The sequence below is a fragment of the Bacteroidota bacterium genome (genome assembly GCA_016720935.1).
GTDB lineage: Bacteria > Bacteroidota > Bacteroidia > AKYH767-A > 2013-40CM-41-45 > JADKJP01.
In genome coordinates this window covers 324,810-349,047 of the sequence record JADKJP010000004.1, presented here as the reverse complement: position 1 = coordinate 349,047, position 24,238 = coordinate 324,810, and the positions used below count along the sequence as shown (strand labels likewise).

The window sequence follows — 24,238 nt, the reverse complement described above, 5'->3', positions numbered from 1 at the left end:
TTGAACTAAAGTGTGGCTGACACTTTTATGACAATGCATTTTTTTTTGTTAATAAAGACAACAGTTTTTATCTCCCTCAGTATTCTTACAGAATCATAGGTGATCTTTACACTGTTAACTGACATCTTCCAAAGCAATTCATGACATGTATCATGTTGCCATTACACGGTGTCCTCTTTCTTTACAGCCATGATCTTAAACCGGATTTCTCGTGACATTACCATGACAGAAAAAAATTCATGGTTAAGACCTTTGCAGCCGGAAAAACACGAGATCCCATTGCATCTGTTAAAAACTATAGCTTTTACCCATCGCCACACTCCTATAAAGGAACTCAACAGGTTCTTTTTGCATGAGGAGAATCGTAAAGAGCGACTGGCTTTTCTTAAGTTTTCTACAGATATCAGCGAGATTTTATATGTGGCTACTTGTAACCGCATAGAATTTATTTTTACCAGTCACCTTGATTGTGATCAAAAATATCTCAGAAGATTTTTTAGAAATTTCAGAGTTGACTGGACCAATGAAGAGATTGAGTTTGCTGTAGAACATGCACAGGTATATGAAGGCGAAGAAGCGTTACGTCATATTTATCGTGTAGCTTCATCACTTGATTCACTGGTTGTTGGAGAACGTGAAATCATTACACAGGTTCGGAAATCATACGATACCTGCAACGCGGAAGGACTTACCGGTGATTTGTTGCGACTTGTTGTCAAAAGCACAATCACAACCGCAAAGAAAGTATATACTGAAACAAAAATTGCCAATAACCCGGTTTCTGTTGTATCTCTTGCAGAGCGTAAGTTACGTGAACATAATCTTCCCAAAGACGCTCGATTCCTCATCGTCGGAGCCGGTGAAACCAATACGAATCTTCTTAAATACCTTGTTAAACAAGGCTTCAAAGATTTCGCGATCTTTAACAGAACATTAAAAAATGCCGAAGTATTAGCACGTCAAACCGGCACTGTTGAGATCGCTGCAACGGCACACACGCTCACCGAACTGAGCACCTACAATCGTGGGTTTGATGTGCTGATCACCTGCACAGGTTCTGCGACACCTGTGATTACCCCTTCTATTTATGAATCCCTTTTGCAAGGAGATACTAACCAAAAAATTCTGATTGATCTGGCTGTGCCTGCTGATGTACATCCGGATGTTGCCGATAATTTTTCCATATCACTAATAGACATCAGCCAGCTACGTGCTGTCGCTGATAAGAATATGGAAGAACGCCAGTCTGAGTTCATGTCGGCCGAGGAAATCATTGATGAGAACATCCATGAATTCCGTCATCTTCACCGTACTCGTTCCCTGGAACTGAAAATGAAAGAGGTGCCTGAAAAGATCCGTGAAATAAAGGATCGGGCATTGAATGATATTTTCGCCAAGGAGATCGAAGGGATGGATGAAAAGTCAAGAGAGTTATTAAGTAAAGTGCTGGATTACATGGAGAAAAAGTGCATCAGTGTCCCCATGGTCCTGGCGAAGGAGATTATCCTTGAAACATCCAATTGATATAAACCCGTTTTTCCGAATTCTTTTTACAGGGCTTTTGGATTTTGTGCGTATTTTCCGATTCTCATCTTATTCAGTCTTAATTTTATGCGTAGTCCTTTAATCATTGGAACCCGCGGGAGCGATCTTGCATTGTGGCAGGCACATTTTGTTAAAAGTTTATTGGAAGGTATAGGTCTCCCCAGTGAAATAAAAATCATCAAAACTCAAGGCGATCTGATCCAACATTTGTCATTCGACAAACTCGAAGGCAAAGGATTTTTTACAAAAGAAATCGAAGCGGCCTTGTTGAGCGGTGAAACAGATATTGCCGTTCATTCGCACAAAGATTTACCTACTGAATCTCCTGCAGAGCTGATGATCGCGGCAGTATCCGACCGTGAAGATCCATCCGAGCTGTTGCTGATCCGTAAGGAAGCAGTAGATCCTTCAAAAAAATTCTCCCTGAAAAATGGAGCGGAAGTTGGTACATCCTCTGCAAGACGTAAATCGCAGTTGCTGGCTTTTCGTCCGGATATTCAACTGAAAGAACTTCGAGGGAATGTACCCACACGGATCAACAAATTGCGTGAGAAAAGTTATGATGCTATTCTCATCGCGGCTGCAGGAGTGGAGCGTTTGGAAATTGATCTGAGTGATTTTCATGTAGAGAAACTGGATCCAAAGGAATTTATTCCGGCGCCTGCACAAGGTGTTCTTGCAATACAAATCCGTGCCTCCGATACTGATTTATACAAAGCCCTTCAGTCGATGAATCATGTGGCTGTTGCCAATACCATCGGCATCGAGCGTAAAGTGCTGAACCTGTTTCAGGGTGGATGTCAGATGCCTGTTGGTGTTTACGCTGAGTACGATGAGGATCAGGAATTGTATAAAGTGAGAGCCAGCAAAGCGGCAGCCTGGGATACACTTCCTGTTTCTGTATATATGGAGTCAGCTTCTCCCGAAGGAATGGCGGAACGTATCGTCGAAAAAATCGGACAGGTAAAACCTTGTCGGGTGTTTATTACTCGTGACCTACGTCCTGATAATTATTTGCAAAATGTTTTGCCAGGTTTGGGATTCAAGCTGGAAGGAAGAGCTTTGATTGAAACAGTAGCCGTACCGTTTCAGAATGTTCCTGATTGTGACTGGATCTTTTTCAGCAGTAAGCAAGCTGTGAAATTTTTCTTCCGTCAGAAACCGAATTTGAATGGACAAAAATTCGCTTGCGTTGGCAAGGCCACTTCAGAGGAATTGAGAAAGTATGGTCAGCGTGCCGACTTCATCGGTTCATCTACAGATACAAAAATGACAGGGAAACAATTCGCGGCAAAAGTTGGTTCCGGCAAGGTGTTGTTTCCACAGGCAAAAGGAAGCATGCGTTCTATCCAGCAACAATTCGTGAAAGCTGAACAGGTAATTGATCTTATCGTGTATGAAACCATCAAGAAAAACGATGGACAGATGCCGGAGGCTGACATGATTGTATTTACTTCTCCTTCCAATGTAGAAGCGTGGTTCGAACGTTTTCGTGTTGAATCCAATCATAAAGTAATTGCCATGGGTGACGCCACAGCGAACGCTTTGCGTCAGTTTGGAGTCATGAAATTGACCAAACCTGATGCATTTGATGATTCAGGAATTGTACGGTCGGTGTTTGGAATGAGTGGTAAGGATATTTGAATGCGAGAAAAGGAATAATTGAAATCAACAAACAATAGACGGAGTCGGGTGATATTGAAAATAGAACACTGATCCGGATAAAAAAATAAAACTGAGATGTTACACAGACCCAGAAGAATGCGACGCGACGCTATCGTTCGCGAAATGGTAGCGGAGACAAGACTCTCCAAGGACATGTTTATTTATCCTTATTTTGTTACTAAGGGAAAGAAAGTAAATCAACCGATAGAAGCCATGCCGGGCATCAGCCGTTTTTCGGCGGATACTTTGATGCAGGATGTGGAAAAAGGACTTAAGATGGGAGTCAATAAAGTGTTGTTGTTCGGGGTTGGGGAAGACAAGGCGGAGGATGCACATTCAGCTTATGACGATCACAGTATTGTCGCTGATGCGGTGCGTCTGCTGAAGAAGAACTTCGCGGATGATTTGTATGTGATTACCGATGTTTGTCTGTGCGCTTATACCACCCATGGCCATTGTGGCATTCTGGAGCATGATTATGTACAGAACGACCCGACTCTGGATATACTCGCCAAGATGGCTTTAAAACACGCCGAAGCCGGTGCCGATATGGTGGCTCCGAGTGATATGATGGATGGAAGGGTTCTCGCGATACGCCAGATGCTGGACCAGCATCATTTTGAAAATACCGCTTTGATGTCGTATGCAACCAAATTTGCATCCGCTTATTACGGGCCTTTCAGGGAAGCTGCGGATTCGGCACCCGGAAAAGGTGACCGGAAATCCTATCAGATGGACTATAGAAATGCCCGTGAAGCAGTTCGTGAAGCCAAAATTGATGAGACAGAAGGCGCTGATATTGTGATGGTAAAGCCTGCTTTGGCCTATCTGGATATTATCCGGGCTGTCCGCAGGAACACTACTTTGCCGGTTGCCTGCTACAATGTTTCAGCGGAATATACCATGGTCAAAACAGCCGCAAAAATGGGCTTTATCGATGAACAACGTATTGTGATGGAAAATATGTATGCTTTCGCCCGTGCAGGTGCCGGCATTATTATCAGCTATCACACACATGATATTTTGGGGCAAAAGTGGCTTTAATTAACAGCTGATTATTATCATAGTACAATGAACTGCAGCGCTTAAATTGCGCTCCCACTACACATTCCAGAGGTCGCAAGCCTGAAAATTCTTATCTTTGCGGACCTTTCTCATTATCCAATACTACCTATACAATTCCTATGGAACGTCAGAATGAAATCCTTGATAATGTTATCATCAAGTTTGCCGGTGACTCCGGTGATGGTATGCAGTTAACCGGGACACAATTTACCAACACAGCTGCCTTGTTTGGCAACGACCTCAGCACATTTCCGGATTTCCCTGCCGAGATCCGGGCCCCGCAAGGAACTCTTGCAGGAGTATCAGGCTATCAGCTTCACTTCGGAAGTGTTGAAATTTTCACACCGGGTGATTCTTGTGATGTGCTTGTAGTGATGAACGCGGCTGCATTGAAAGCCAATCTCCGTAATCTCCGCAAAGGCGGGATTATCATTGCAAATACAGATGGTTTTGATCCTAAAAATTTACGTCTCGCCGGAATTCCTGAAGGGAAGAACGCGCTGGAAGACGGGTCGCTCGAAAATTACCGGGTGATCAAAATGGACGTGACCAAAATGACGCGTGCCGCTCTGGCGGAAAGCGGAATGGGCACAAAGGAAATTGATCGCGCGAAAAACATGTTCGTGCTTGGTTTCCTGTACTGGATGTACAATCGTCCGATGGAGCATACCGAGAAATTTCTTAATGAAAAATTTGGTAAGAAGCCGGATATCCTGAAAGCGAACATTGATGTGTTGCGTGCAGGTTATAATTTCGGTGATACAAGAGAAGAATTTACTACCCGATATAAAATTGGTCCGGCAAAAATGCAGCCCGGTGTTTACAGAAACATCATGGGTAACCAGGCTACTGCGCTTGGTCTGATTTCTGCTTCACAGAAATCAGGTTTGCAATTGTTCTGTGGAACCTATCCTATCACTCCTGCATCCGATATCTTGCATGAGTTATCCCGTCATAAAAATTTTGGTGTAAAAACTTTCCAGGCTGAAGATGAAATCGCGGCTATTTGTTCAACCATCGGCGCAAGCTTTGGCGGATCATTGGGCGTGACTACTTCATCCGGTCCTGGTATCGCGTTGAAAACAGAAGCGATGGGTCTGGCTTTGATGCTGGAACTTCCATTGGTGATTGTGAATGTTCAGCGTGGAGGTCCTTCTACAGGATTGCCAACAAAGACGGAGCAAAGTGATTTGCTTCAGGCTGTATACGGCCGGAATGGTGAGTCTCCGATTCCGGTGATTGCCGCTGCGACTCCTTCCGATTGTTTCACGATGGCCTATGAAGCCTGTCGTATCGCTCTTACATCGATGACACCGGTTATCCTTTTAACAGACGGATATATTGCCAATGGTGCTGAACCATGGCAGTTCCCGAAAGCGAGTGATCTCGCTGAAATAAAAGTTCAGTTCGCGAAACCTGCCGGCGACGGAGAAAAGTTTTTGCCATACAAGCGCAATGATTTGCTTGCTCGTCCATGGGCTATTCCCGGAACAAAAGATCTCGAGCACCGCATTGGTGGTCTTGAAAAACAACACGAAACAGGAAACATCAGTTACGACCCAATGAATCACGAATTCATGGTGCATATGCGTGAAGCCAAAGTGGAAAAAATTGCAGACTACATTCCGGATATCCAGCCTGAAGTTGGTGCTTCCAAAGGCAAAATGCTTGTCCTCGGTTGGGGATCAACATTTGGTGCGATCAAGAGCGCGGTATTGAAAGCGCGTGCACAGGGTTACGATGTTTCCCATGCGCATTTGCGTTACATCAAGCCATTCCCGAAAAACCTCGGCGAGATGTTGTATAACTTCGAACATGTACTCATCCCTGAATTGAATTGCGGTCAGCTTATTAAAGTTATCCGTGATAAATTCCTGATCCCGGCGAAAGGTTTGAATAAAGTTCAGGGGCTTCCATTTAGCGCGGAGGAAATTTTCGTGAAAATTGAAGAGACGTTGAAATAATATTTAATGACGGCTTGAACGCAATTACAATTTCGGTTAACAAATAAAATACAAAATATAGCATGGAAATTCCAAGCACTCCAGTTGAGAAATTTACATCGAAGGATCTGTCGACCGACCAGGAAGTTCGCTGGTGCCCGGGTTGTGGAGATTATTCAATATTGAAACAAGCTCAAACAGTTATTCCGGATCTCGGAATACCGCGTGAGAATATCGTTTTCATTTCCGGTATCGGTTGCTCTTCCCGTTTCCCGTATTACATGGAAACATACGGTATGCATTCGATTCACGGTCGTGCCACCGCGATTGCAAGTGGTTTGAAAGCGTCTCGTCCGGAACTCAGTATCTGGATTGTTACCGGTGATGGTGATGGTCTTTCCATTGGAGGAAATCACACGATTCATATGCTTCGCCGGAATTTTGATGTGAATATCCTGTTGTTCAACAATGAAATTTACGGTTTGACCAAGGGTCAATATTCACCAACTTCGGAAGAAGGTAAAGTAACGAAATCAACTCCGATGGGTTCTGTGGATCATCCGTTCAATCCGATTGCTTTGTGCATGGGTGCTGACGCGACATTTGTGGCTCGTTCCATGGATCGTGATCCGAAACATTTGCAAGCTGTTCTCAAAAGAGCCAACGATCATCGTGGTGCCTCTTTCGTGGAGATTTATCAGAATTGTAATGTCTTCAACGACGGAGCATTTGAGGTATTCACTGAAAAGACTTCCAAGAAAAACGAAACGCTTTTCATGGAAAGTGGCAAACCGCTGGTGTTTGGAGAAAACAATGACAAGGGAATTAAACTCGATGGTTTCACTCCGGTTGTTGTTACTCTTGGTGACGGAATCTCAGCGAATGATTGCTGGATTCATGATGAGACTGACCGTGTGAAAGCGGGCATTCTTTCCCGTTTCTTTGACAATCCAAGAAATCCGAATCACCTGCCACGTCCATTTGGTGTATTCTACACAGAGGACCGTGGTCGTTACGAAGATAAAATGCAGCAGCAATTGACTGATGCGAAGAGTAAAAAAGGTGCCGGTGATCTGGATGCTCTTTTACAGGGCAGAGAAACCTGGACGATCAATTAATCTTTAAAATGATAATTTCAAAAGCGTTCCGTCGGGACGCTTTTTTTTATTTGGAGTTGAGAAAAAAAAAGACCCGTCATTGACGAGTCTTTTTTGTTTGTGGATTTTCGTGATCAGAAATTGAAGTTGATTCCGATTTTCGCATATGAAATATCGTAACCGAGTTCAGCGAAAGCACCCACTGCACTAGCGAAATTGTATTTTGCTCCGATGAACGCGCCGCTCACCAGGTCAGTTTTGTTGTAGTTGTAGTTATAATTGTAGCCAAAGTTATTGTAATACCAATCATCGTATCCTTTGTTTGAATAGGAATTGAATCGAAGTCCAATCATTATTCCGGCATAAGGATCAAATTTATTATTCTTATCAGCAAGAATGGTGAGGTGATATGTACCACGTACTCCAACGATGGTATTTGTCCATTTTTGTTTGTAGCCACCGAAACCCCAATCGTAGGATGCTGATTTATATCCGATGATTCCACCAATTCCAATTGTTCCCGGCCCTACTTCAGGAAAGAAGCCATGATCATAAATAAAAGCGAATGCAGGGGAAACCGTGGCATTAGAATAATAATTTACACCAAATCCAACACCCAATGCAATTGTATTAGAACCCTGATCAAAAGCAGGGTCGGCAGCAAATACATTAGTTGGAACTGCCTGCATTCCGAGAAGTGCAACAGAAGCAAGCGCAAGCTTTAAGGATTTTTTTAAACTGATTAGATTTTTCATGTGTGAATGTATTAGTGGGTTGATAATTAAAATTTGTTAGGTGAATGATTGAATTTGAGTGAATTGTTCAGTTAGAATTTTTTTTCTGAGAATTTCTGAAATGTAAATGTAATCAGTGGTTGAACAAATTTACTATAAAAACTGTCTTTTTTTCATTTATTTACATTTTTTAGGACAGGTATTTTCCAACAATCGGTAATCTTCGGCCCATCCCGAAAGCTTTCGGAGAGACACGAAGAATAGGGGGAGTCTGATAACGTTTGTATTCATTGGTATTAACCAATTTAAGAATCCGTTTGACAAGGCTTTCGTTAAATCCCATGTCTATCAGTTCGGAGGGGCCTTTTTGTTGTTCTATGTATTGATAAAGAACTTTGTCCAATTCTGAATAATCGGGTAATGAATCGGAGTCTTTTTGATTGGGACGTAATTCCGCTGAAGGAGGTTTTGTAATGATTATTTCGGGGATGATCTGTTTTTCCCTGTTGATAAAACGGGCCAGTTCGAAGACCTCGGTTTTGTAAACATCTCCGATAACTGAAATTCCTCCGCACATATCGCCATATAAAGTACCATAACCGACGGCGATTTCACTTTTGTTGGATGTATTCAGGAGTATATAACCGAACTTGTTTGACATAGCCATCAACAATGCTCCACGGATCCTGGCCTGGATATTTTCTTCGGTTACATTAAATGGCAGGTTATTAAATACCGGTTGTAGCGATTCGAGATATTGTTTGTAAACAGGAGCGATCGGAATTATTTCATAACTGACCCCCAGGTTTTTTATCAGTTCAAGTGAGTCGTTCACAGAACCTTCAGAAGAAAATTCAGAAGGCATGAGAAGTACCTTAACATTTTCAGGCCCGAGGGCTTTTGCTGCCAGCGCAGTTACAACAGCTGAATCAATTCCTCCGGAAAGTCCGAGAATGGCTTTTGTGAACCCTTGTTTTTTAAAATAGTCGTGAATGCCAAGCACCAAAGCATTGTAGATGGAAGCGATTTTATCGGTTGCCGGAACTGTGCCAGAAACCGCTTGCGGTAAGGCATCGAGGGAACCTGTCTTTTCATCGTAATCAAAAAAGCCAAGATCTTCATGGAAAGAATTTAATTCGCCAATGAATTTTCCATCCACGGTAATTCCGAGTGAGCCTCCGTCAAAAATTAATTCTGTTTGGGCTCCTGCGTGATTTACATAGAGCAAAGGAATCTGGTATTGTTTGACATTTCTGGAAAGAATCGCTTTTCTTTTATTGGCATGTGTGTAATCAAAAGGAGATGCAGCGATATTGACCATGAGTTTTGGCCGCTCATTGATTAAGGTATCCATAGGGCAATGCACATACATGGGATCATCATCGATGTTCCAAAGATCTTCGCAAATCGTAAGCGCGATTTTTATTCCATCTACTTCAATGCAATGAAACTGTCTGTTCGGTTCGAAATATCTGTATTCATCAAAGATGTCATAATTCGGTAAAAGCGCTTTGTGTACTGTATCGGAAATTTTCCCGTTATTCAAAACAACGGCGGAATTGAAAAGATTTTTTCCTTCCGGCTTTTCATTAATTGTCGGTAACCCCGCGATGGCAGTGATGCCTGTACATTCAGTCGCAAGGTCTAAGACAGCTTCCCGCGATTTTTGAATAAAGTCTCCGAACTCCAGAAAGTCACGTGGAGGATAAGCGCAAATGGAAAGTTCCGGAAATACGATGAGGGTAGCGCCTTTTTCTTTTGCCAAACGGATTGCCGACTTCATTTTACGGACGTTCTCCGTAAAATCGCCGATGACATAATTTTGCTGTGCGAGTGCGATACGCATAAAAAAAATCCCGTCAGGGTTTTTCACCTGACGGGACAAAGGTAGATAAACCTTTCTTAGAATAAAATTCCTACGGTGAGGGCCAGATAGTTACTATTTGCTTTCAAATCATCGCCATCAGCGATGTCCATGAAGCCATTGTTGAATTGAACACCCAATAAAAGAGAGGTTGAGCCACTGAGCGTGTATTCAACTCCACCACCGATGATCATGGATAAATTCAAACTATTGATATCTTTTTTGATATCCGCAGCATCTTCTGATGAGGTTGTTGTAACACCATTTATCTGATTGCTTGATTTATAATCTGCTTTTGCACGAATATTTATTCCGGGAGAAACCCCGACTTGCAGGTAGTAGGTCAGGTAGCCAATTTCATTTGTTTTCAATTTCAACGTCAGCGGAATTTCGATGTATTGAAGAGTCATTGCTTGTTCCGTCGTAAAAATGGCAGTATCAACGCCGGATGCATTTTGCAGGGAGATGATTGATTTTAATTTGCCACCACGATAAGCTACATCAATACCCGTCGCGAAGGCATAACGTTTGGTGAAATTGAATTCGGTCATAAGGCCGTAACTGAAGCCAAATTTTGAGCCATTCGTGCTGAAATTTTTGGAATCGGTTCTGAGCCATGCAAAAGACGGAGCAGCTTTTAATCCGAAATGAACATTGCTTTCATCTTGTGCCACCACTGCAAGTGTGCTGATCATTAGGATGCTGAGGAAAATAATCTTTTTCATAGTAGTATTTTTTATAATTTTGAACCAGAGCCGTTTCAAATCGGTATTTTTGCCCGGATTATACTGCAATGTTAATGAAAATAAGGCTACGGCTGGCGCTTATATTCAGCGCCTTTTTATACATCGGTTTGTTGATTACTTCTTGTAGTCACGACAGGGAAAAAGTGGACGTGAGTTCCATAGACGGTTCCTTTTCTTTCCGGCATTTCGATCAGGATTTATTTTCACTTGACACCAATAATATGGGGTCATCACTTGCGCAGTTAAAAAGCAAGTATGGGAACTTTTTTGATCTCTTCGCTTACAGGATCACCAGTCTGGGTTCTCCTGATTCCATCCTGACCCGTGATAAATTCAGGCAGTTTATCACGGATACGAATTTCAGAGCTGTTTATCGCGATATCCAGAAGGAATTTGGTGATGGCGAATCTTTGAAGAAAGAACTTTCTGAAGCGTTTAAATATTACAGGTATTATTTTCCGGGCAAACAGGTGCCGGAGGTGATTACTCTGTTGTCCGCCTTTTCATTTCCGGTTGTTGCCGATTCGAATCATTTGGGAATCGGACTGGACATGTATCTGGGAACATCTTATCGTTATTATTCCACGATAGAGCCTCCCTTGCCCTTGTATTTACGCTTGCGGATGACCCGCGAATACGCCGCGATTGATGCTTTGCGCGGGTGGCTGCAAAGTGATTACATGGTGGATGAATCCCAGGCCAAGATGGTTGAGATGATGATTTCACAAGGGAAAATTATCTATGCGCTTGATTTACTTTTTCCTGAAACTCCTGACAGTTTAAAGATTGGTTATACAGGAGCACAGCTCAATTGGTGCAGAGAGAACGAGTCGAAAGTATGGTCGTTTTTTGTGGACCAGCAATTGTTGTTCAGTACCGATCCAAACCTGCTCATGAAGTATGTTAACGATGCGCCAACCACCAATGGTTTTCCAAAGGAATCTCCCGGGAATATCGGGCAGTTTATAGGCTGGAAAATTGTTCAATCGTATATGGATCATCATCCTGATATTTCACTGCAACAATTGATGGAGAATAAGGACTTGCAAAAAGTATTTCAGGAGTCGAAATACAAACCGGCACGTTAAATATTGGATGCGTTTTTAGAGTTAAAAAAAATCGAAAATGAAAACATCTGAAATAAAATTTCTGGTAACTCTTGATGAAGAAAAAATTCCTTCCCGTTTGGAATGGGAAGCGACGGATAGCGGAATAGAAGGTCGAAAACCCTGTAATGCTACGATGATGTCGATCTGGGATCCAAAGGAGAATACGACGTTAAGAATAGATCTCTGGACAAAGGACATGCTCGTAGACGACATGAAACGTTTTTTCTACGAAAATTTTGTGACGATGGCAGATACTTATTTGCGCGCGACCAATGATCCTCAACTGGCCGGAGAAATCAGGCAGTTTGCTGAGGCATTTGGAAAAAAAATCGCTGAGTCGGCAGGTAAATAATCAGGTCTTGAATTTAAAAGGTGATGCCGAAGGATTGACAAAATCTTTGTTGGTCAGTTCAAGATAATCCAGTATTTCATCACGGCCTGTTTTCTTTTCTGCTGAAGTAATAAAAAGCAGAGGGAGTTCTTCCCAGGTTTTTCTCAATTCTTTTTTATAAGATTCAACAGAATAAATAACCTGTTGTTTAGAAAGCTTATCAGCTTTGGTGAAAACCAATGCGAGAGGAATGTTGTTTTCGCCAACCCATTGAATGAACTGAAGATCTATTTTTTGCGGATCAAGCCGGATATCAATCAAAATGAACACCGTCATCAGGTTGGTTCTTTTCTGAAGATAGTCACGGATCATTTTATCCCAGGTTGCCTTTGCCGTTTTGGCGACCCTTGCGAATCCATAACCGGGCAAATCAACCAGGTACCAGGCTTCGTTGATCATGAAATGATTGATCAGCTGAGTCTTGCCGGGTGTTCCGGAAGTCTTTGCTAATCCTTTTTTTCCGGTGAGCATATTGATCAGTGAAGACTTGCCCACATTTGAACGACCGATAAAGGCGTATTCAGGAAAAACAGGCTCAGGGCACTTGGTATAAGTTGTCTGGCTTGCAATAAAACGCGCTTCACGAATGGTCATCAGGAAATTTTAGGAAATCAGAATTAATCAGAAAATATCAGGCCGACTGCGAAGCTTGAAATTTTTTCAGCCAGGCATCGAGTATGTCGTTGAATTCGTGTGGTTGTTCCATCATCGGAGCATGGCCGCACTTGTCGATCCAGAACAAATCACTTTTCGGCAGTAAGCGGTGAAATTCTTCCGCGACTTTAGGAGGAGTGATCGTGTCTTGTTTGCCCCAGATGAGGCAAACCGGCATTTTCATATCCTTGAGATCTTCGCTCATGTTGTGACGAATCGCTGATTTTGCTAAGCTCAGGATACGGATCAGTTTGCCTTTATCATTGACAATTCCGAAAACCTCGTCAACCAGTTCTTTTGTCGCGGTTTTAGGATCGTAGAAAGTGTATTCAACTTTGGTGCGAATGAAGTTATAGTCTTCCCGCTTGGGAAATGAGCCACCCATCGCATTCTCATATAGGCCGGAACTTCCGGTGAGAACCATCGCGCTCACGACTTCCGGGTGTTTTTTGACATAAACGAGAGTTACATGTCCGCCGAGTGAGTTACCGATCAGGATGGGGTTTTTGTATTGTTTGAAGGTGATGAAGTCGTGTACGAAATCCGCCAGTGCTTTTACGTTGGTGTTGAGCACCGGTAAGGTGTAAATGGGCATCAGAGGAATAATGACTCTGTATTCTTTCGAAAATTTCTCCACGACATCCATCCAGTTGCTGAGTGCTCCAAACAAGCCGTGCAACAGGATCAAAGGTTTTCCTTGTCCTTCTTCGATGTACTGGAAATCGTTCTCGCGTTTGATTTCGTAACGCATACTGAATTGTTTTTCCAAATGTATAGAAAAAAAGAAAAATGACACGGACAATTTGATTGTTTACGATGAACGTGGTGTTGGAAAAAAATTGAATGTCGGAACGACCGGATTTGTAATGAAACCAGTCCGGAGAGCCACATTTTTAGGGCTTACACAAATTACCACGGGGAACAAAAATTCCGGTTTTTATATCCATTTCGGACCCAATAAACCGAACCCGGGGCGAAGCATGCCCTTGGAAAACCGCGTCCATGGCTCGTTTTTGAAAGTTTTCAACAAAGTGGTAAAAAGTGGTAGTAAGTGGGAATATTTTTTCTACATTAGCGCATCTAAAAATCAGTGATGGCGGGTTATATCGGAGAGTTTCCATGCACGATTGATGCAAAAGGGCGATTCCTCCTTCCGGTTGCTTTGAAGAAGCAGATTCCGGTGAAGGAGCAAAAGCATTTTGTGGTGCATCGCGGTATTGAAAAGCACCTGATCATTTACACAAAGAAGGTCTGGGAGAAAATCAGCGAGGAAGTGAACGAGCTGAATCTCTATGTGCGGAAGAACAGGGAGTTCATCCGCAAATTCAACCGAGGCGCTACAGAAATTGATCTGGATGGAACCAATCGTTTGTTGATCCCCAAGACACTCGCTGATTTTGCAGGTATTGAAAAAGACATTGTGCTCTTTGCATATGGGAATCGCATTGAAATCTGGGCTCAGGCGGAATACGAACGGATGATGAAGGATGAATCATCTGATTTCGCACAGCTTGCGGAAGATGTGATGGGTAAGAAGCAACGGGATGACGACGACGTATCATGATCCGGTATTACTGACCGAAAGCGTTGATGCGCTGAATATCGTCGCGGATGGAATCTACGTGGACGTCACCTTCGGTGGAGGAGGTCACAGCCGGGAAATCCTGAAGCATCTCGGACCCAAAGGCCGGCTTATCGGTTTTGATCAGGATGAGGACGCGCAGCGAAATCAAATCAGGGATCCTCGCTTTGTACTTGTTCGTCACAACTACCGTTATGTCAGACAATTTCTCCGGTATTACGATGTGCTTCCGGTGAATGGATTGCTCGCTGATCTGGGCATTTCTTCTTACCAGATCGATGAAGCTTCGAAGGGGTTTTCAATTCGTTTTAATGCACCCCTGGATATGCGTATGAACAGACAATCGGATCTCACCGCGGCTCGTGTGCTGAACGAATATCCGGAGGCGCAATTGCTGAAAGTGCTCTCTGAATATGGAGAGGTAAGAAATGCCAGGAGTCTTGTTCGCATGATTCTGGAATTGAGAAAGGAAAAGAAGTTTGACGAGATAGAAGATTTTAAAACAAGAATTTCTCCGTGTGTGGACAGACAATATGAGTCGCAATACTATGCCAAAGTATTCCAGGCACTGAGAATAGAAGTGAATGATGAGTTGGGTGCGCTGAAGGAATTGTTGATGCGATCCGCTGAAATAATAAAGCCGGGAGGGAGGCTGGTGGTGATCGCTTATCATTCTCTGGAAGACCGGCTGGTGAAAAATTTTATTGCAAGGGGAAAATTTGAGGGAGAAACAGAAAAAGACCTTTTTGGAAACGCAGTGGAAGTGCCATTTCGGGCCATCACCAAAAAACCTTTGGAAGCAAGCCCGGAAGAAATAGCACGAAACCCAAGAGCAAGAAGCGCGAAACTCAGAATAGCGGAAAGAATATAATTTATGGCAGAGAATAAATTGAAAGAAGAAGTTCAGGAGGAAGCTGTTCCGGAGCCAAAGCCGAGAAAACGCTCTTCTCGTCCCGCAAGACGCCTGATTAAAATGGTGAATGTTTTTGGCGTTCTGGACCGAAACCAGATCGTACATGCAATGCCTTTTATACTCTTTGTCACAATGCTGATCATCGGATACATCGCCAACAGCTATTATGCTGAGCGTGTGATCCGCGAAATCGATAAAACGAAATCGGAACTGAAGGAAAAAAGAGCGGAATACATTTCCACAAAATCCATGCTGATGAACAACAGTCGCCAGTCGCAGGTTGCCGGAGCTCTTGAATCCGTAAACATAAAGGAAACAACGGAGCCGCCAAAGATGATTATCGTGACGGATCCGATTAGAAAGAAAAAGTAGTTGAAGGCAAGAAGATGGACGTGAAAAAAGACATTCTCTGGAGGATTTACCTCGCGTTTCTTCTCATCTGTGCGATGGGCCTGGCGATTATTGTTCAGATCGTACGCATTCAGTTTGTACAGGGGGATGAATGGAGAGCCAAGCAAGACAGCATGACACTTTCTTTTGAACCCATTGAAGCTTCCCGCGGAAATATTTTTTCAGATGATGGCAGTCTGCTCGCGACTTCAGTTCCCATCTATGATATCCGTTTTGATACCCGCGCGAATTCACTGACCGATGAAGTTTTTAATGCCGGAATCGATTCACTTGCTCAGGCTTTGTCAACACTCTTTAAAGATAAAACCTGGCAGGATTATCATCATGAAATTAAAGAAGCCCGGTCTGAAAAGAACAGGTATTACCTCATTCAAAGAAATGTGAGTTATACAGAACTCCAGCAACTTAAAAAGTTTCCAATTCTCCGGATGGGACGCAACAAGGGCGGCCTTATTATCGATGAGAAAAATATGCGTCAGCTCTCTTTCGGACAGCTGGCTTCCAGAACGATCGGAACTGTTCGGGATATTAAACCTGTTGGTGTCGAAGCTTCTTTCAACAGCGATCTTAAAGGTGCCGGCGGACAAAGGCTGATGCAAAGAATTGGCGGCAATGTCAAGATGCCGGTGCGTGATAAGGATGAAGTCGAACCGCGTGATGGAAATGACCTGGTGACTACACTCGATATCAATATTCAGGATGTAGCGGAGCATTCTTTGGAACAACATCTCCGGGAACACAACGCGGATCATGGTTGCGCGGTGTTGATGGAAGTATCTACAGGTGCTATCAAAGCGATCGCGAATCTTTCCCGTACCAAAGAGGGCGAATACGTGGAGAATTTTAATTACGCAATAGCTGAAGCATCAGAGCCCGGTTCCACTTTCAAGCTCGCTTCATTGATGGCTGCTTTGCAGGACGGATTGATTGAATTGACAGATACTGTGAATGTAGGCGACGGAACAGCGACCTATTATGGAAAGAAAATGCCGGATGCGCATGCGCCGAAATCGAGCAAGTTGTCAATTCAACAGGCATTTGAAACTTCTTCAAACGTCGGAATCTCAAGAGTGATTTATCAGCATTACCTCAAGAGTCCTGAGGCATTTGTTTCCCGTTTAAAATCTTTTGGACTTTCTCAGAAACTCGGATTACAGATTGAAGGAGAAGGTCAGCCTTTTATAAAAAATGTTACGGATAAAAGCTGGTCAGGTTTATCGCTTCCATGGATTTCTATCGGTTATGAATCCAAATTAACACCACTGCAAACACTTACATTTTATAATGCTGTGGCGAATAACGGTCGGGTTGTAAAACCGATGTTTGTAAGTAAAATTCTCAATCACGGAAAAGTGATTCGTGAATTTTCCTCTGAAATTATCAGGGATTCCATCGCTTCTCCCGATGTACTTGCGAAAGCAAGACAATTGCTGGAAGGTGTTGTTCAACGCGGAACAGCTTCGGTTTTGAACAAATCACCCTATAAGATCGCAGGGAAAACCGGTACGGCTCAAATCTTTAATAACAAGTACGGATACGATAAGGAGCACATGACTTATCAGGCTTCATTCGTCGGGTATTTTCCAGCTGACAAGCCAAAATATTCCTGCATAGTAGTGGTGTATGCTCCATCCAATGATGTGTATTACGGAGGAGCAGTAGCCGCACCAATTTTCAAGGAGATCGCGGATAAGGTTTATTCGAACCACCTTGACATGAACGAATCTCCAATTCAAACAGATTCCATTGTAAAAACAATCCCTGTAGCGAAAGCAGGTCAGCAGAAGGATTTGAATAAAGTACTTGCCAAACTGAATCTCACAAACGAATCATCAGATCCGGATGCATACTGGGTGAGTGTTGATGCAAGGTCTGCCCAACTAAAAACGAACGAAAGAAAAACTATTTCAGGACTAGTGCCAAATGTTGTTGGTATGGGTTTGAGAGATGCATTATACATCCTTGAAAATGCCGGACTCAATGTCCGTATCAATGGTAAAGGCTGGGTAACCAGACAATCAATCCAGGCGGGATCAAGAGTTAAAAAAGGGCAACAAATCCTGATTGAATTAAGCTGAGCAATGAGTGTACTGAAAGATATCTTATACAAGACAGGCATCCTTGATGTGGCCGGATTTACGGACACGATCATTTCGGATGTGTGTTTTGATTCCCGTAAGGTCAGAGAAGGAAGTCTCTTTGTTGCTGTGCGTGGTACGCAAGCGGATGGACATGGATTCATCCCGGCTGTCATTGAGAAAGGTGCAATTGCTATCGTTTGTGAAAAATTTCCGGATGAATTGATCAGTGGCGTGACCTATGTAAAAGTGAGTGATTCTTCTCTCGCTCTTGCACAGATAGCAAGCAACTTTTATGGCAATCCTTCTGAAAAACTGGAATTGGTAGGAGTTACCGGAACCAATGGAAAAACGACTACAGCGACTTTGCTTTTTCAGTTATTCAGATCTCTTGGTCATCCCTGCGGATTGATTTCTACCGTAAGAAATCAGATCAACGACCAGGTGATTCCGTCCACACATACTACACCTGATCCATTGCAACTGAATGCGCTGCTGTCAGCAATGGTTGATGATGGATGTTCTCACGCGTTTATGGAAGTGAGTTCGCATGCAGTTGTTCAGAAACGTATTGCGGGACTTCGTTTTGTTGGTGGCATTTTTACAAATATCACTCATGATCACCTCGATTATCACAAGACTTTTGAAGAATACATCAAAGCTAAAAAAGGATTTTTTGACGCATTACCTGAGTCGGCATTCGCGCTCGTGAATCTTGACGATAAGAATGGTGTGGTGATGCTTCAGAATACTAAGGCAAGAAAATATACATATAGTCTCCGTTCAATGAGTGATTACAAATGCAAACTCATTGAAAATCATTTTTCCGGATTGCTCCTGAATCTTGACGGACACGAAGTGTTGTGCAGATTGATCGGAAGTTTTAATGCGTACAATCTTACAGCGACTTATGCAGCGGCAGTCATTCTCAATGAATCAAAAATGGAAGCGCTCACTGCGCTGAGCAGACTGGTTCCCGTGGAAGGTCGATTTGATTTTCTTACGTCCAGAGCCAACGTTGTTGGTGTAGTCGATTACGCACATACGCCTGACGCTTTACAAAATGTTTTGTCCACGATTCATGATGTGAGATCCGGTCAGGGACGAGTAATAACTATTGTCGGTTGCGGAGGTGATCGTGACGCGGCGAAACGTCCGGTCATGGCCAAGATCGCGTGTGAATTGAGTGATCGTGTTATTCTGACAAGCGACAATCCCCGTTCAGAGGACCCGACAGAAATTATCCAGCAAATGGAAAAAGGTGTTCCGATGGGTGAGGTGAGAAAAACACTTTCCATTGTTGACAGGAAAGAAGCAATCAAGACGGCGGTATCTCTTGCTCAACCCGGAGATATTATCCTGGTTGCAGGAAAGGGACATGAAAAATACCAGGAAGTAAAAGGCGTGCGTACTCCATTTGACGATAAAAAAGTATTACAGGATTTTTTCAATCTCATGAACTGACATGCTCTACTACCTGTTTGCATATTTACACAAAGAATTCGACCTGCCGGGAGCAGGAGTGTTCCAGTATATCTCGTTCAGAGCAGCATTGGCGATCATTACGTCGCTCATCATCGCGTTGATTTTTGGTAAGAGCATTATCAAATACCTGCATCGCATGCAGGTTGGAGAGACTGTGCGTGACTTAGGTCTTGATGGACAAAAAGAAAAGCAGGGAACGCCAACCATGGGCGGTTTGATCATGCTCGGCGCGATTCTCATTCCGACATTATTATTTGCCCGATTGCTCAATGTGTATGTCATCATCATGATCGTTACAACTGTATGGCTTGGTCTGATAGGTTTTATTGATGACTACATCAAGGTTTTCAAAAAAGATAAAGCTGGACTTGCCGGTCGTTTTAAAATTATGGGACAGGTTGGGTTGGGACTTATTATCGGTTGCACTCTATATTTCAATCCATATGTTGTTGTAAAAGAGAAATCGAGTAAGAGTGAAATTCGTCTGCACACCGAAGCGACAAATGTTATTGAGAATATTCGTCAGAATGAAAATATTCTTGTTTCTCCTCAGTCCGTGAAGAGCACCAAGACCACAATTCCTTTTGTAAAGAGTCACGAGTTTGATTATGCGTCCTTCCTGAAATGGATGGGACCGGATTATCGTCGCTGGTCATGGCTCATTTTTATTCCGGTTGTCATTCTGATTATAACAGCAGTTTCGAACGGAGCCAATATCACCGACGGAATCGATGGGTTGGCAACAGGGACATCGGCAATTATCGGAGCTACACTCGGCATTTTGGCATATGTCTCCGGTAATACAGTGTTCGCGAATTATCTGAACATTATGTATATCCCAAATGCAGGCGAGTTGGTGGTGTTCATCGCTGCTTTCGTTGGAGCCTGCGTGGGTTTTCTATGGTACAACGCTTATCCTGCCCAGGTATTCATGGGCGATACCGGCAGTCTGGCCTTGGGTGGAATCATCGCCACATTCGCGATAGCCATTCGCAAAGAATTACTGATTCCGGTGTTGTGCGGAATTTTCGTAGTTGAAAATCTTTCTGTCATGATCCAGGTCAGTTATTTCAAATACACAAAGAAAAAATATGGTGAAGGAAGAAGGATCTTCAAGATGTCTCCTTTGCACCATCATTATCAGAAATTAGGATATCACGAAGCGAAAATAGTTTCAAGATTCTGGATCATCGGAATCATGCTGGCCATTTTCACTGTAGTAACGCTGAAATTGAGATAAAAGCTGAATTCGTCGGATTAAATAAACAGATCAAATGCAAACTTCAAATCAGAAAAGACTCGTCATCCTCGGCGCCGCAGAAAGCGGAGTGGGGGCTGCTGTGCTTGGTTTGAAAAAGGGCTATGATGTATTTGTTTCGGATGGAGGAAAAATCAAGGATCAGTACAAAAATCTACTCGAACAGCATCAGATTCGTTTCGAAGAAGGAATGCATACGGAAGACTCTATTCTGAATGCTACAGAAGTTGTAAAAAGTCCTGGGATTCCTGAAAAAGCGGAGATCGTAAAGAAAATTCGCAAAGCCGGAATTCCGGTGATCAGCGAAATTGAATTCGCAGGGAGATATTCCAAAGCAAAGATGATTGGTATTACCGGTACCAATGGTAAAACGACCACCACATTGCTGACGTATCACATTCTTCAGAAAGCAGGTTTGAATGTAGGACTGGCCGGTAATGTGGGGAAGAGTCTTGCTCTGCAGGTAGCTGAAAAGGATCATGATTATTATGTCATCGAACTGAGCAGTTTCCAGCTGGATGGCATGTACGATTTTAAATGTGACATCGCGATTCTTACAAACATCACTCCTGATCATCTCGATCGGTACGACTATGAATTGAAAAATTACGTGATGTCAAAATTCCGCATCACACAAAATATGACCTCTACTGACGCATTTATTTACTGCGTGGATGACGAGATCACCAATGCTCATATCGGCGAGGTCGATATCAGAGCTCACCGCTTTCCTTTTTCTATCAAAAAGAAACTTGAAGAAGGCGCGTGGCTTGAAAATGAAAATATAATCATAAACATACTAACCAACCAACCCCACTTCTCTATGCTGATCCATGAACTTGCACTACAGGGTAAACACAATTTGTATAATTCCATGGCGGCAGGCATTGCGTCCCGCGTTCTGGAAATCCGGAAAGAAGTAGTCCGCGAAAGTCTTTCTGATTTCAGAAATGTTGAACATCGTCTGGAACACGTTTCGACAGTTCACGGCATTGAATTTATCAACGATTCAAAAGCTACAAACGTAAATTCTACATGGTATGCTCTGGAGAGTTTTAATCGCCCTGTGGTTTTGATCCTGGGTGGCGTTGACAAAGGAAACGATTATACAATGCTTCACGATCTCGTGAAAGAAAAAGTAAAGGCGATTGTTTGTCTGGGTACCGACAATAAGAAAATCATCAAAGCGTTTAAGGATGTAGTTGAACAAATTGTAGAGACTTCCACTGCTGAAGAAGCCGTTCAGGCAAGTTATAAAATTGGCAAGAAGGGTGATGTAGTATTGTTGTCGCCGGCCTGTGCGAGTTTTGATTTGTTCGAAAATTATGAAGATCGTGGACGCCAGTTTAAAAAAGCGGTGAAAGCGCTCTGAGTAATGCTGAGTTAAACATCATCAGATTTCTTTCACAAAAAATCCCCGAATACAATGCAGGCTACCTGGCTGGATAAATATTTTAAAGGCGACAGAACCATTTGGTTAATCGTCTTTATTCTTTCCATATTCTCATTACTTGCAGTGTACAGCAGTACGGGGACGCTTGCATATAAATTCAAAAGCGGGAATACTGAATATTATCTCATCAAGCACCTGTCTATTCTTGTGTTGGGACTTGGATTGATGTATGCAGCTCATGCTATTCGGTATACTTATTATTCGAAATTTTCAACAATAGCGCTCCTTCTCTCCCTGCCATTGCTGATTTTGACTTTGTTCAGCGGTACAAATCTGAATGAAGCCAGTCGTTGGATAACATTGCCCGGGATGAATATTACATTTCAAACTTCAGATTTCGCGAAGCTTGCACTGATCATGTTTGTAGCGAGGATGCTTTCAAAAAAACAAGATGAGATCAAAAGTTTTAAAGGCGCGTTTCTGCCCATTGTCCTTCCAATAATAGGAATTTGTGCATTGATTCTTCCGGCGAATTTTTCGACAGCTGCTGTTTTATTTATTTCCTGTTCTTTTCTGATGTTTATCGGCAGGATTAACATGAAGTTTATCCTGGGTCTTTTCGGTGTTGCTATTGTATTGTTTACTTTATTCATAGTTGTTTCCCTGGCTATTGGTAAAACAGGGCGAATAGAAACCTGGAAAGCCAGGGTTGAAAGATTTACGAGTGATGACAATCAGGATAATTACCAAACCGATCAGGCTAAAATTGCTATCGCGGGTGGTGGATTGTTTGGAAGATTCCCCGGGAACAGCAAAGCAAGAAATTATCTTCCGCATCCCTATTCTGATTTCATCTATGCAATCATCATTGAAGAATATGGTTTAATAGGAGGTGTGCTAATCATCTTCCTGTACATCTGGTTATTCTTCCGTGTCATTCGGTTTATTCATCACAGTCCGATGGCATTCGGAACATTGCTTGCCATCGGATGCGCGTTCAGCCTGGTATTCCAGGCGATGATCAATATGGCCGTCGCTGTGAATTTGTTTCCGGTAACCGGTCAGCCCCTGCCCCTGCTGAGTATGGGAGGTACATCCATATGGTTTACGAGTATTTCCATTGGCATAGTGTTGAGTGTAAGCCGGCAGGTAGAAAAAGAGAAAAAAGAAGGAGGACAGGAGCTTGCAGCAGCCTGAGATAAGAGTTGTCATCAGCGGAGGTGGTACGGGCGGACATATTTTCCCGGCCATTGCCATCGCGAATGCGCTGAAGGCGATGAATGAAAAAAATGAAATCCTGTTTGTGGGTGCCAATGGCCGGATGGAAATGGAGAAGGTGCCTGCCGCAGGTTACAGGATTGAAGGATTAAACATCAGTGGCATACAACGGAAATTCAGTTTGTCAAATCTGAAACTTCCATTCAAAATAATTCAAAGTGTTCTCAAAGCGAGAGCCATAGTGCGTTCTTTCAAACCTGATGTCGCGATAGGTGTTGGCGGTTATGCCAGCGGTCCCTTGTTATATGCTGCGGGATCAATGCATGTTCCAACGCTGATCCAGGAGCAAAATTCATTTGCAGGAATCACCAATAAGATTCTCTCAAAACGAGCGCAGCGAATCTGTGTGGCCTATGAAGGCATGGAAAAGTATTTTCCTGCAGAAAAGATTGTGCTTACCGGTAATCCTGTCCGACAGGATATACTTAATCTGGAAGGGAAAAAAGAGGAAGGACTTCGTGCCTTCGGTTTATCAGACGGAAAAAAGACTGTGTTGGTGATTGGCGGAAGTCTGGGTGCCAGAACGATTAACGAGTGCCTGTTGGAGGGTTGGGAAAAAATTGCAGATGAGAATATTCAAATGATCTGGCAAACAGGAAAGTTTTTCTTTCCGAAAGTTTCCGGTCTGAAGTCTGAAGCAATAAAGAAAGGGATTTGTATAACAGAGTTTATTCAACGAATGGATCTGGCTTATGCGGCAGCGGATGTAGTGATTTCCAGGGCAGGAGCAAGTTCGGTTTCGGAGTTGACCCTCACCGGAAAACCTTCCATATTGGTGCCTTCTCCCAATGTAGCGGAGGATCATCAGACAAAGAACGCGATGGCATTGGTCAACAGAAATGCAGCGGTTCTGGTGAAGGATGCGAATGCAAAAACAGAAATGATAAAGGCGGTACTGGATTTGGTTCATGATGAAAAAATGCAAATTCAATTGTCTGCTGAGATAAAAAAAATGGCATTGCCGGATTCAGCAAAAAGAATCGCAGAGATTGTATATGAGTTGGCAGGAAATAAAAGTAAAAGATAA

General features: G+C 43.0%; 21 protein-coding genes. 16 read left to right on the top strand and 5 right to left on the bottom strand.

The annotated features are described in order from the left end of the window. Window positions 1-222 precede the first annotated feature (222 nt). From hemA to IPP86_05540, 5 genes are all read left to right on the top strand, one after another. Window positions 223-1,524 carry a glutamyl-tRNA reductase gene (hemA, locus tag IPP86_05560; protein MBL0137981.1) on the top strand — a complete coding sequence of 434 codons (1,302 nt, stop codon included), beginning with the start codon at window positions 223-225 and terminating at the stop codon, window positions 1,522-1,524. Between the two features lie 87 nt (window positions 1,525-1,611). Further along, a complete protein-coding gene (gene hemC, locus IPP86_05555) occupies window positions 1,612-3,189 on the top strand; it encodes a hydroxymethylbilane synthase (protein ID MBL0137980.1) in 1,578 nt (525 codons plus the stop codon). Window positions 3,190-3,285: 96 nt separating this feature from the next. Continuing rightward, on the top strand, window positions 3,286-4,254 hold the full coding sequence (gene hemB / locus IPP86_05550; GenBank protein ID MBL0137979.1) for a porphobilinogen synthase: 969 nt from the start codon (window positions 3,286-3,288) through the stop codon (window positions 4,252-4,254). 140 nt (window positions 4,255-4,394) lie between these two features. Beyond that, window positions 4,395-6,239: a 2-oxoacid:acceptor oxidoreductase subunit alpha gene (locus IPP86_05545; GenBank protein MBL0137978.1), complete on the top strand. Its 1,845-nt coding sequence runs from the start codon at window positions 4,395-4,397 to the stop codon at window positions 6,237-6,239. Window positions 6,240-6,301: 62 nt separating this feature from the next. Then, on the top strand, window positions 6,302-7,336 hold the full coding sequence (locus tag IPP86_05540; GenBank protein ID MBL0137977.1) for a 2-oxoacid:ferredoxin oxidoreductase subunit beta: 1,035 nt from the start codon (window positions 6,302-6,304) through the stop codon (window positions 7,334-7,336). A 113-nt stretch (window positions 7,337-7,449) separates the two neighbouring features. On the opposite strand, the gene IPP86_05535 is transcribed toward IPP86_05540, so the two are convergent. The 3 genes from IPP86_05535 to IPP86_05525 all read right to left on the bottom strand — a co-directional run bounded on the left by IPP86_05535 (window position 7,450) and on the right by IPP86_05525 (window position 10,638). Then, window positions 7,450-8,070 carry a hypothetical protein gene (locus tag IPP86_05535; GenBank protein MBL0137976.1) on the bottom strand — a complete coding sequence of 207 codons (621 nt, stop codon included), beginning with the start codon at window positions 8,068-8,070 and terminating at the stop codon, window positions 7,450-7,452. A gap of 169 nt (window positions 8,071-8,239) precedes the next feature. Beyond that, on the bottom strand, window positions 8,240-9,895 hold the full coding sequence (locus IPP86_05530) for an NAD+ synthase (GenBank protein ID MBL0137975.1): 1,656 nt from the start codon (window positions 9,893-9,895) through the stop codon (window positions 8,240-8,242). 56 nt (window positions 9,896-9,951) lie between these two features. After that, window positions 9,952-10,638, bottom strand: coding sequence for a PorT family protein (locus IPP86_05525; GenBank protein ID MBL0137974.1), 687 nt, complete (start codon window positions 10,636-10,638; stop codon window positions 9,952-9,954). 74 nt (window positions 10,639-10,712) lie between these two features. Here IPP86_05525 and IPP86_05520 point away from each other — a divergent pair, with 74 nt between their 5' ends. Together IPP86_05520 and gldC are read left to right on the top strand one after the other, a co-directional pair. Next, on the top strand, window positions 10,713-11,747 hold the full coding sequence (locus tag IPP86_05520) for a hypothetical protein (GenBank protein MBL0137973.1): 1,035 nt from the start codon (window positions 10,713-10,715) through the stop codon (window positions 11,745-11,747). Between the two features lie 37 nt (window positions 11,748-11,784). After that, a complete protein-coding gene (gene gldC / locus IPP86_05515) occupies window positions 11,785-12,120 on the top strand; it encodes a gliding motility protein GldC (protein MBL0137972.1) in 336 nt (111 codons plus the stop codon). On the opposite strand, the gene IPP86_05510 is transcribed toward gldC, so the two are convergent. Together IPP86_05510 and IPP86_05505 are read right to left on the bottom strand one after the other, a co-directional pair. After that, entirely contained in the window at window positions 12,121-12,753 is a 633-nt protein-coding gene (locus IPP86_05510) for a YihA family ribosome biogenesis GTP-binding protein (protein MBL0137971.1), read from the bottom strand. 37 nt (window positions 12,754-12,790) lie between these two features. After that, window positions 12,791-13,564: an alpha/beta hydrolase gene (locus tag IPP86_05505; GenBank protein ID MBL0137970.1), complete on the bottom strand. Its 774-nt coding sequence runs from the start codon at window positions 13,562-13,564 to the stop codon at window positions 12,791-12,793. A 342-nt stretch (window positions 13,565-13,906) separates the two neighbouring features. On the opposite strand from IPP86_05505, the gene mraZ reads away from it, so the two are divergent. The 9 genes from mraZ to murG are packed head-to-tail and all read left to right on the top strand — an operon-like array spanning window position 13,907 to window position 24,238. Further along, entirely contained in the window at window positions 13,907-14,377 is a 471-nt protein-coding gene (mraZ, locus tag IPP86_05500) for a division/cell wall cluster transcriptional repressor MraZ (GenBank protein ID MBL0137969.1), read from the top strand. Further along, window positions 14,358-15,266, top strand: coding sequence for a 16S rRNA (cytosine(1402)-N(4))-methyltransferase RsmH (gene rsmH / locus IPP86_05495; GenBank protein MBL0137968.1), 909 nt, complete (start codon window positions 14,358-14,360; stop codon window positions 15,264-15,266). The genes mraZ and rsmH overlap by 20 nt, the downstream gene beginning before the upstream one ends. Before the next feature lie 3 nt (window positions 15,267-15,269). After that, window positions 15,270-15,680: a hypothetical protein gene (locus IPP86_05490; GenBank protein MBL0137967.1), complete on the top strand. Its 411-nt coding sequence runs from the start codon at window positions 15,270-15,272 to the stop codon at window positions 15,678-15,680. Window positions 15,681-15,700: 20 nt separating this feature from the next. Beyond that, window positions 15,701-17,797, top strand: a complete 2,097-nt coding sequence (locus tag IPP86_05485) for a transpeptidase family protein (protein ID MBL0137966.1) — start codon at window positions 15,701-15,703, stop codon at window positions 17,795-17,797. A 3-nt stretch (window positions 17,798-17,800) separates the two neighbouring features. Then, window positions 17,801-19,261 (top strand): UDP-N-acetylmuramoyl-L-alanyl-D-glutamate--2,6-diaminopimelate ligase, encoded by a 1,461-nt coding sequence (locus tag IPP86_05480; GenBank protein MBL0137965.1) that lies wholly within the window; start codon window positions 17,801-17,803, stop codon window positions 19,259-19,261. Window position 19,262: 1 nt separating this feature from the next. Continuing rightward, window positions 19,263-20,522, top strand: coding sequence for a phospho-N-acetylmuramoyl-pentapeptide-transferase (locus tag IPP86_05475; GenBank protein MBL0137964.1), 1,260 nt, complete (start codon window positions 19,263-19,265; stop codon window positions 20,520-20,522). A gap of 34 nt (window positions 20,523-20,556) precedes the next feature. Further along, entirely contained in the window at window positions 20,557-21,912 is a 1,356-nt protein-coding gene (murD, locus tag IPP86_05470) for a UDP-N-acetylmuramoyl-L-alanine--D-glutamate ligase (GenBank protein ID MBL0137963.1), read from the top strand. Between the two features lie 54 nt (window positions 21,913-21,966). Continuing rightward, window positions 21,967-23,130 (top strand): FtsW/RodA/SpoVE family cell cycle protein, encoded by a 1,164-nt coding sequence (locus tag IPP86_05465; protein MBL0137962.1) that lies wholly within the window; start codon window positions 21,967-21,969, stop codon window positions 23,128-23,130. Next, window positions 23,117-24,238, top strand: a complete 1,122-nt coding sequence (murG, locus tag IPP86_05460; protein ID MBL0137961.1) for an undecaprenyldiphospho-muramoylpentapeptide beta-N-acetylglucosaminyltransferase — start codon at window positions 23,117-23,119, stop codon at window positions 24,236-24,238. The genes IPP86_05465 and murG overlap by 14 nt, the downstream gene beginning before the upstream one ends.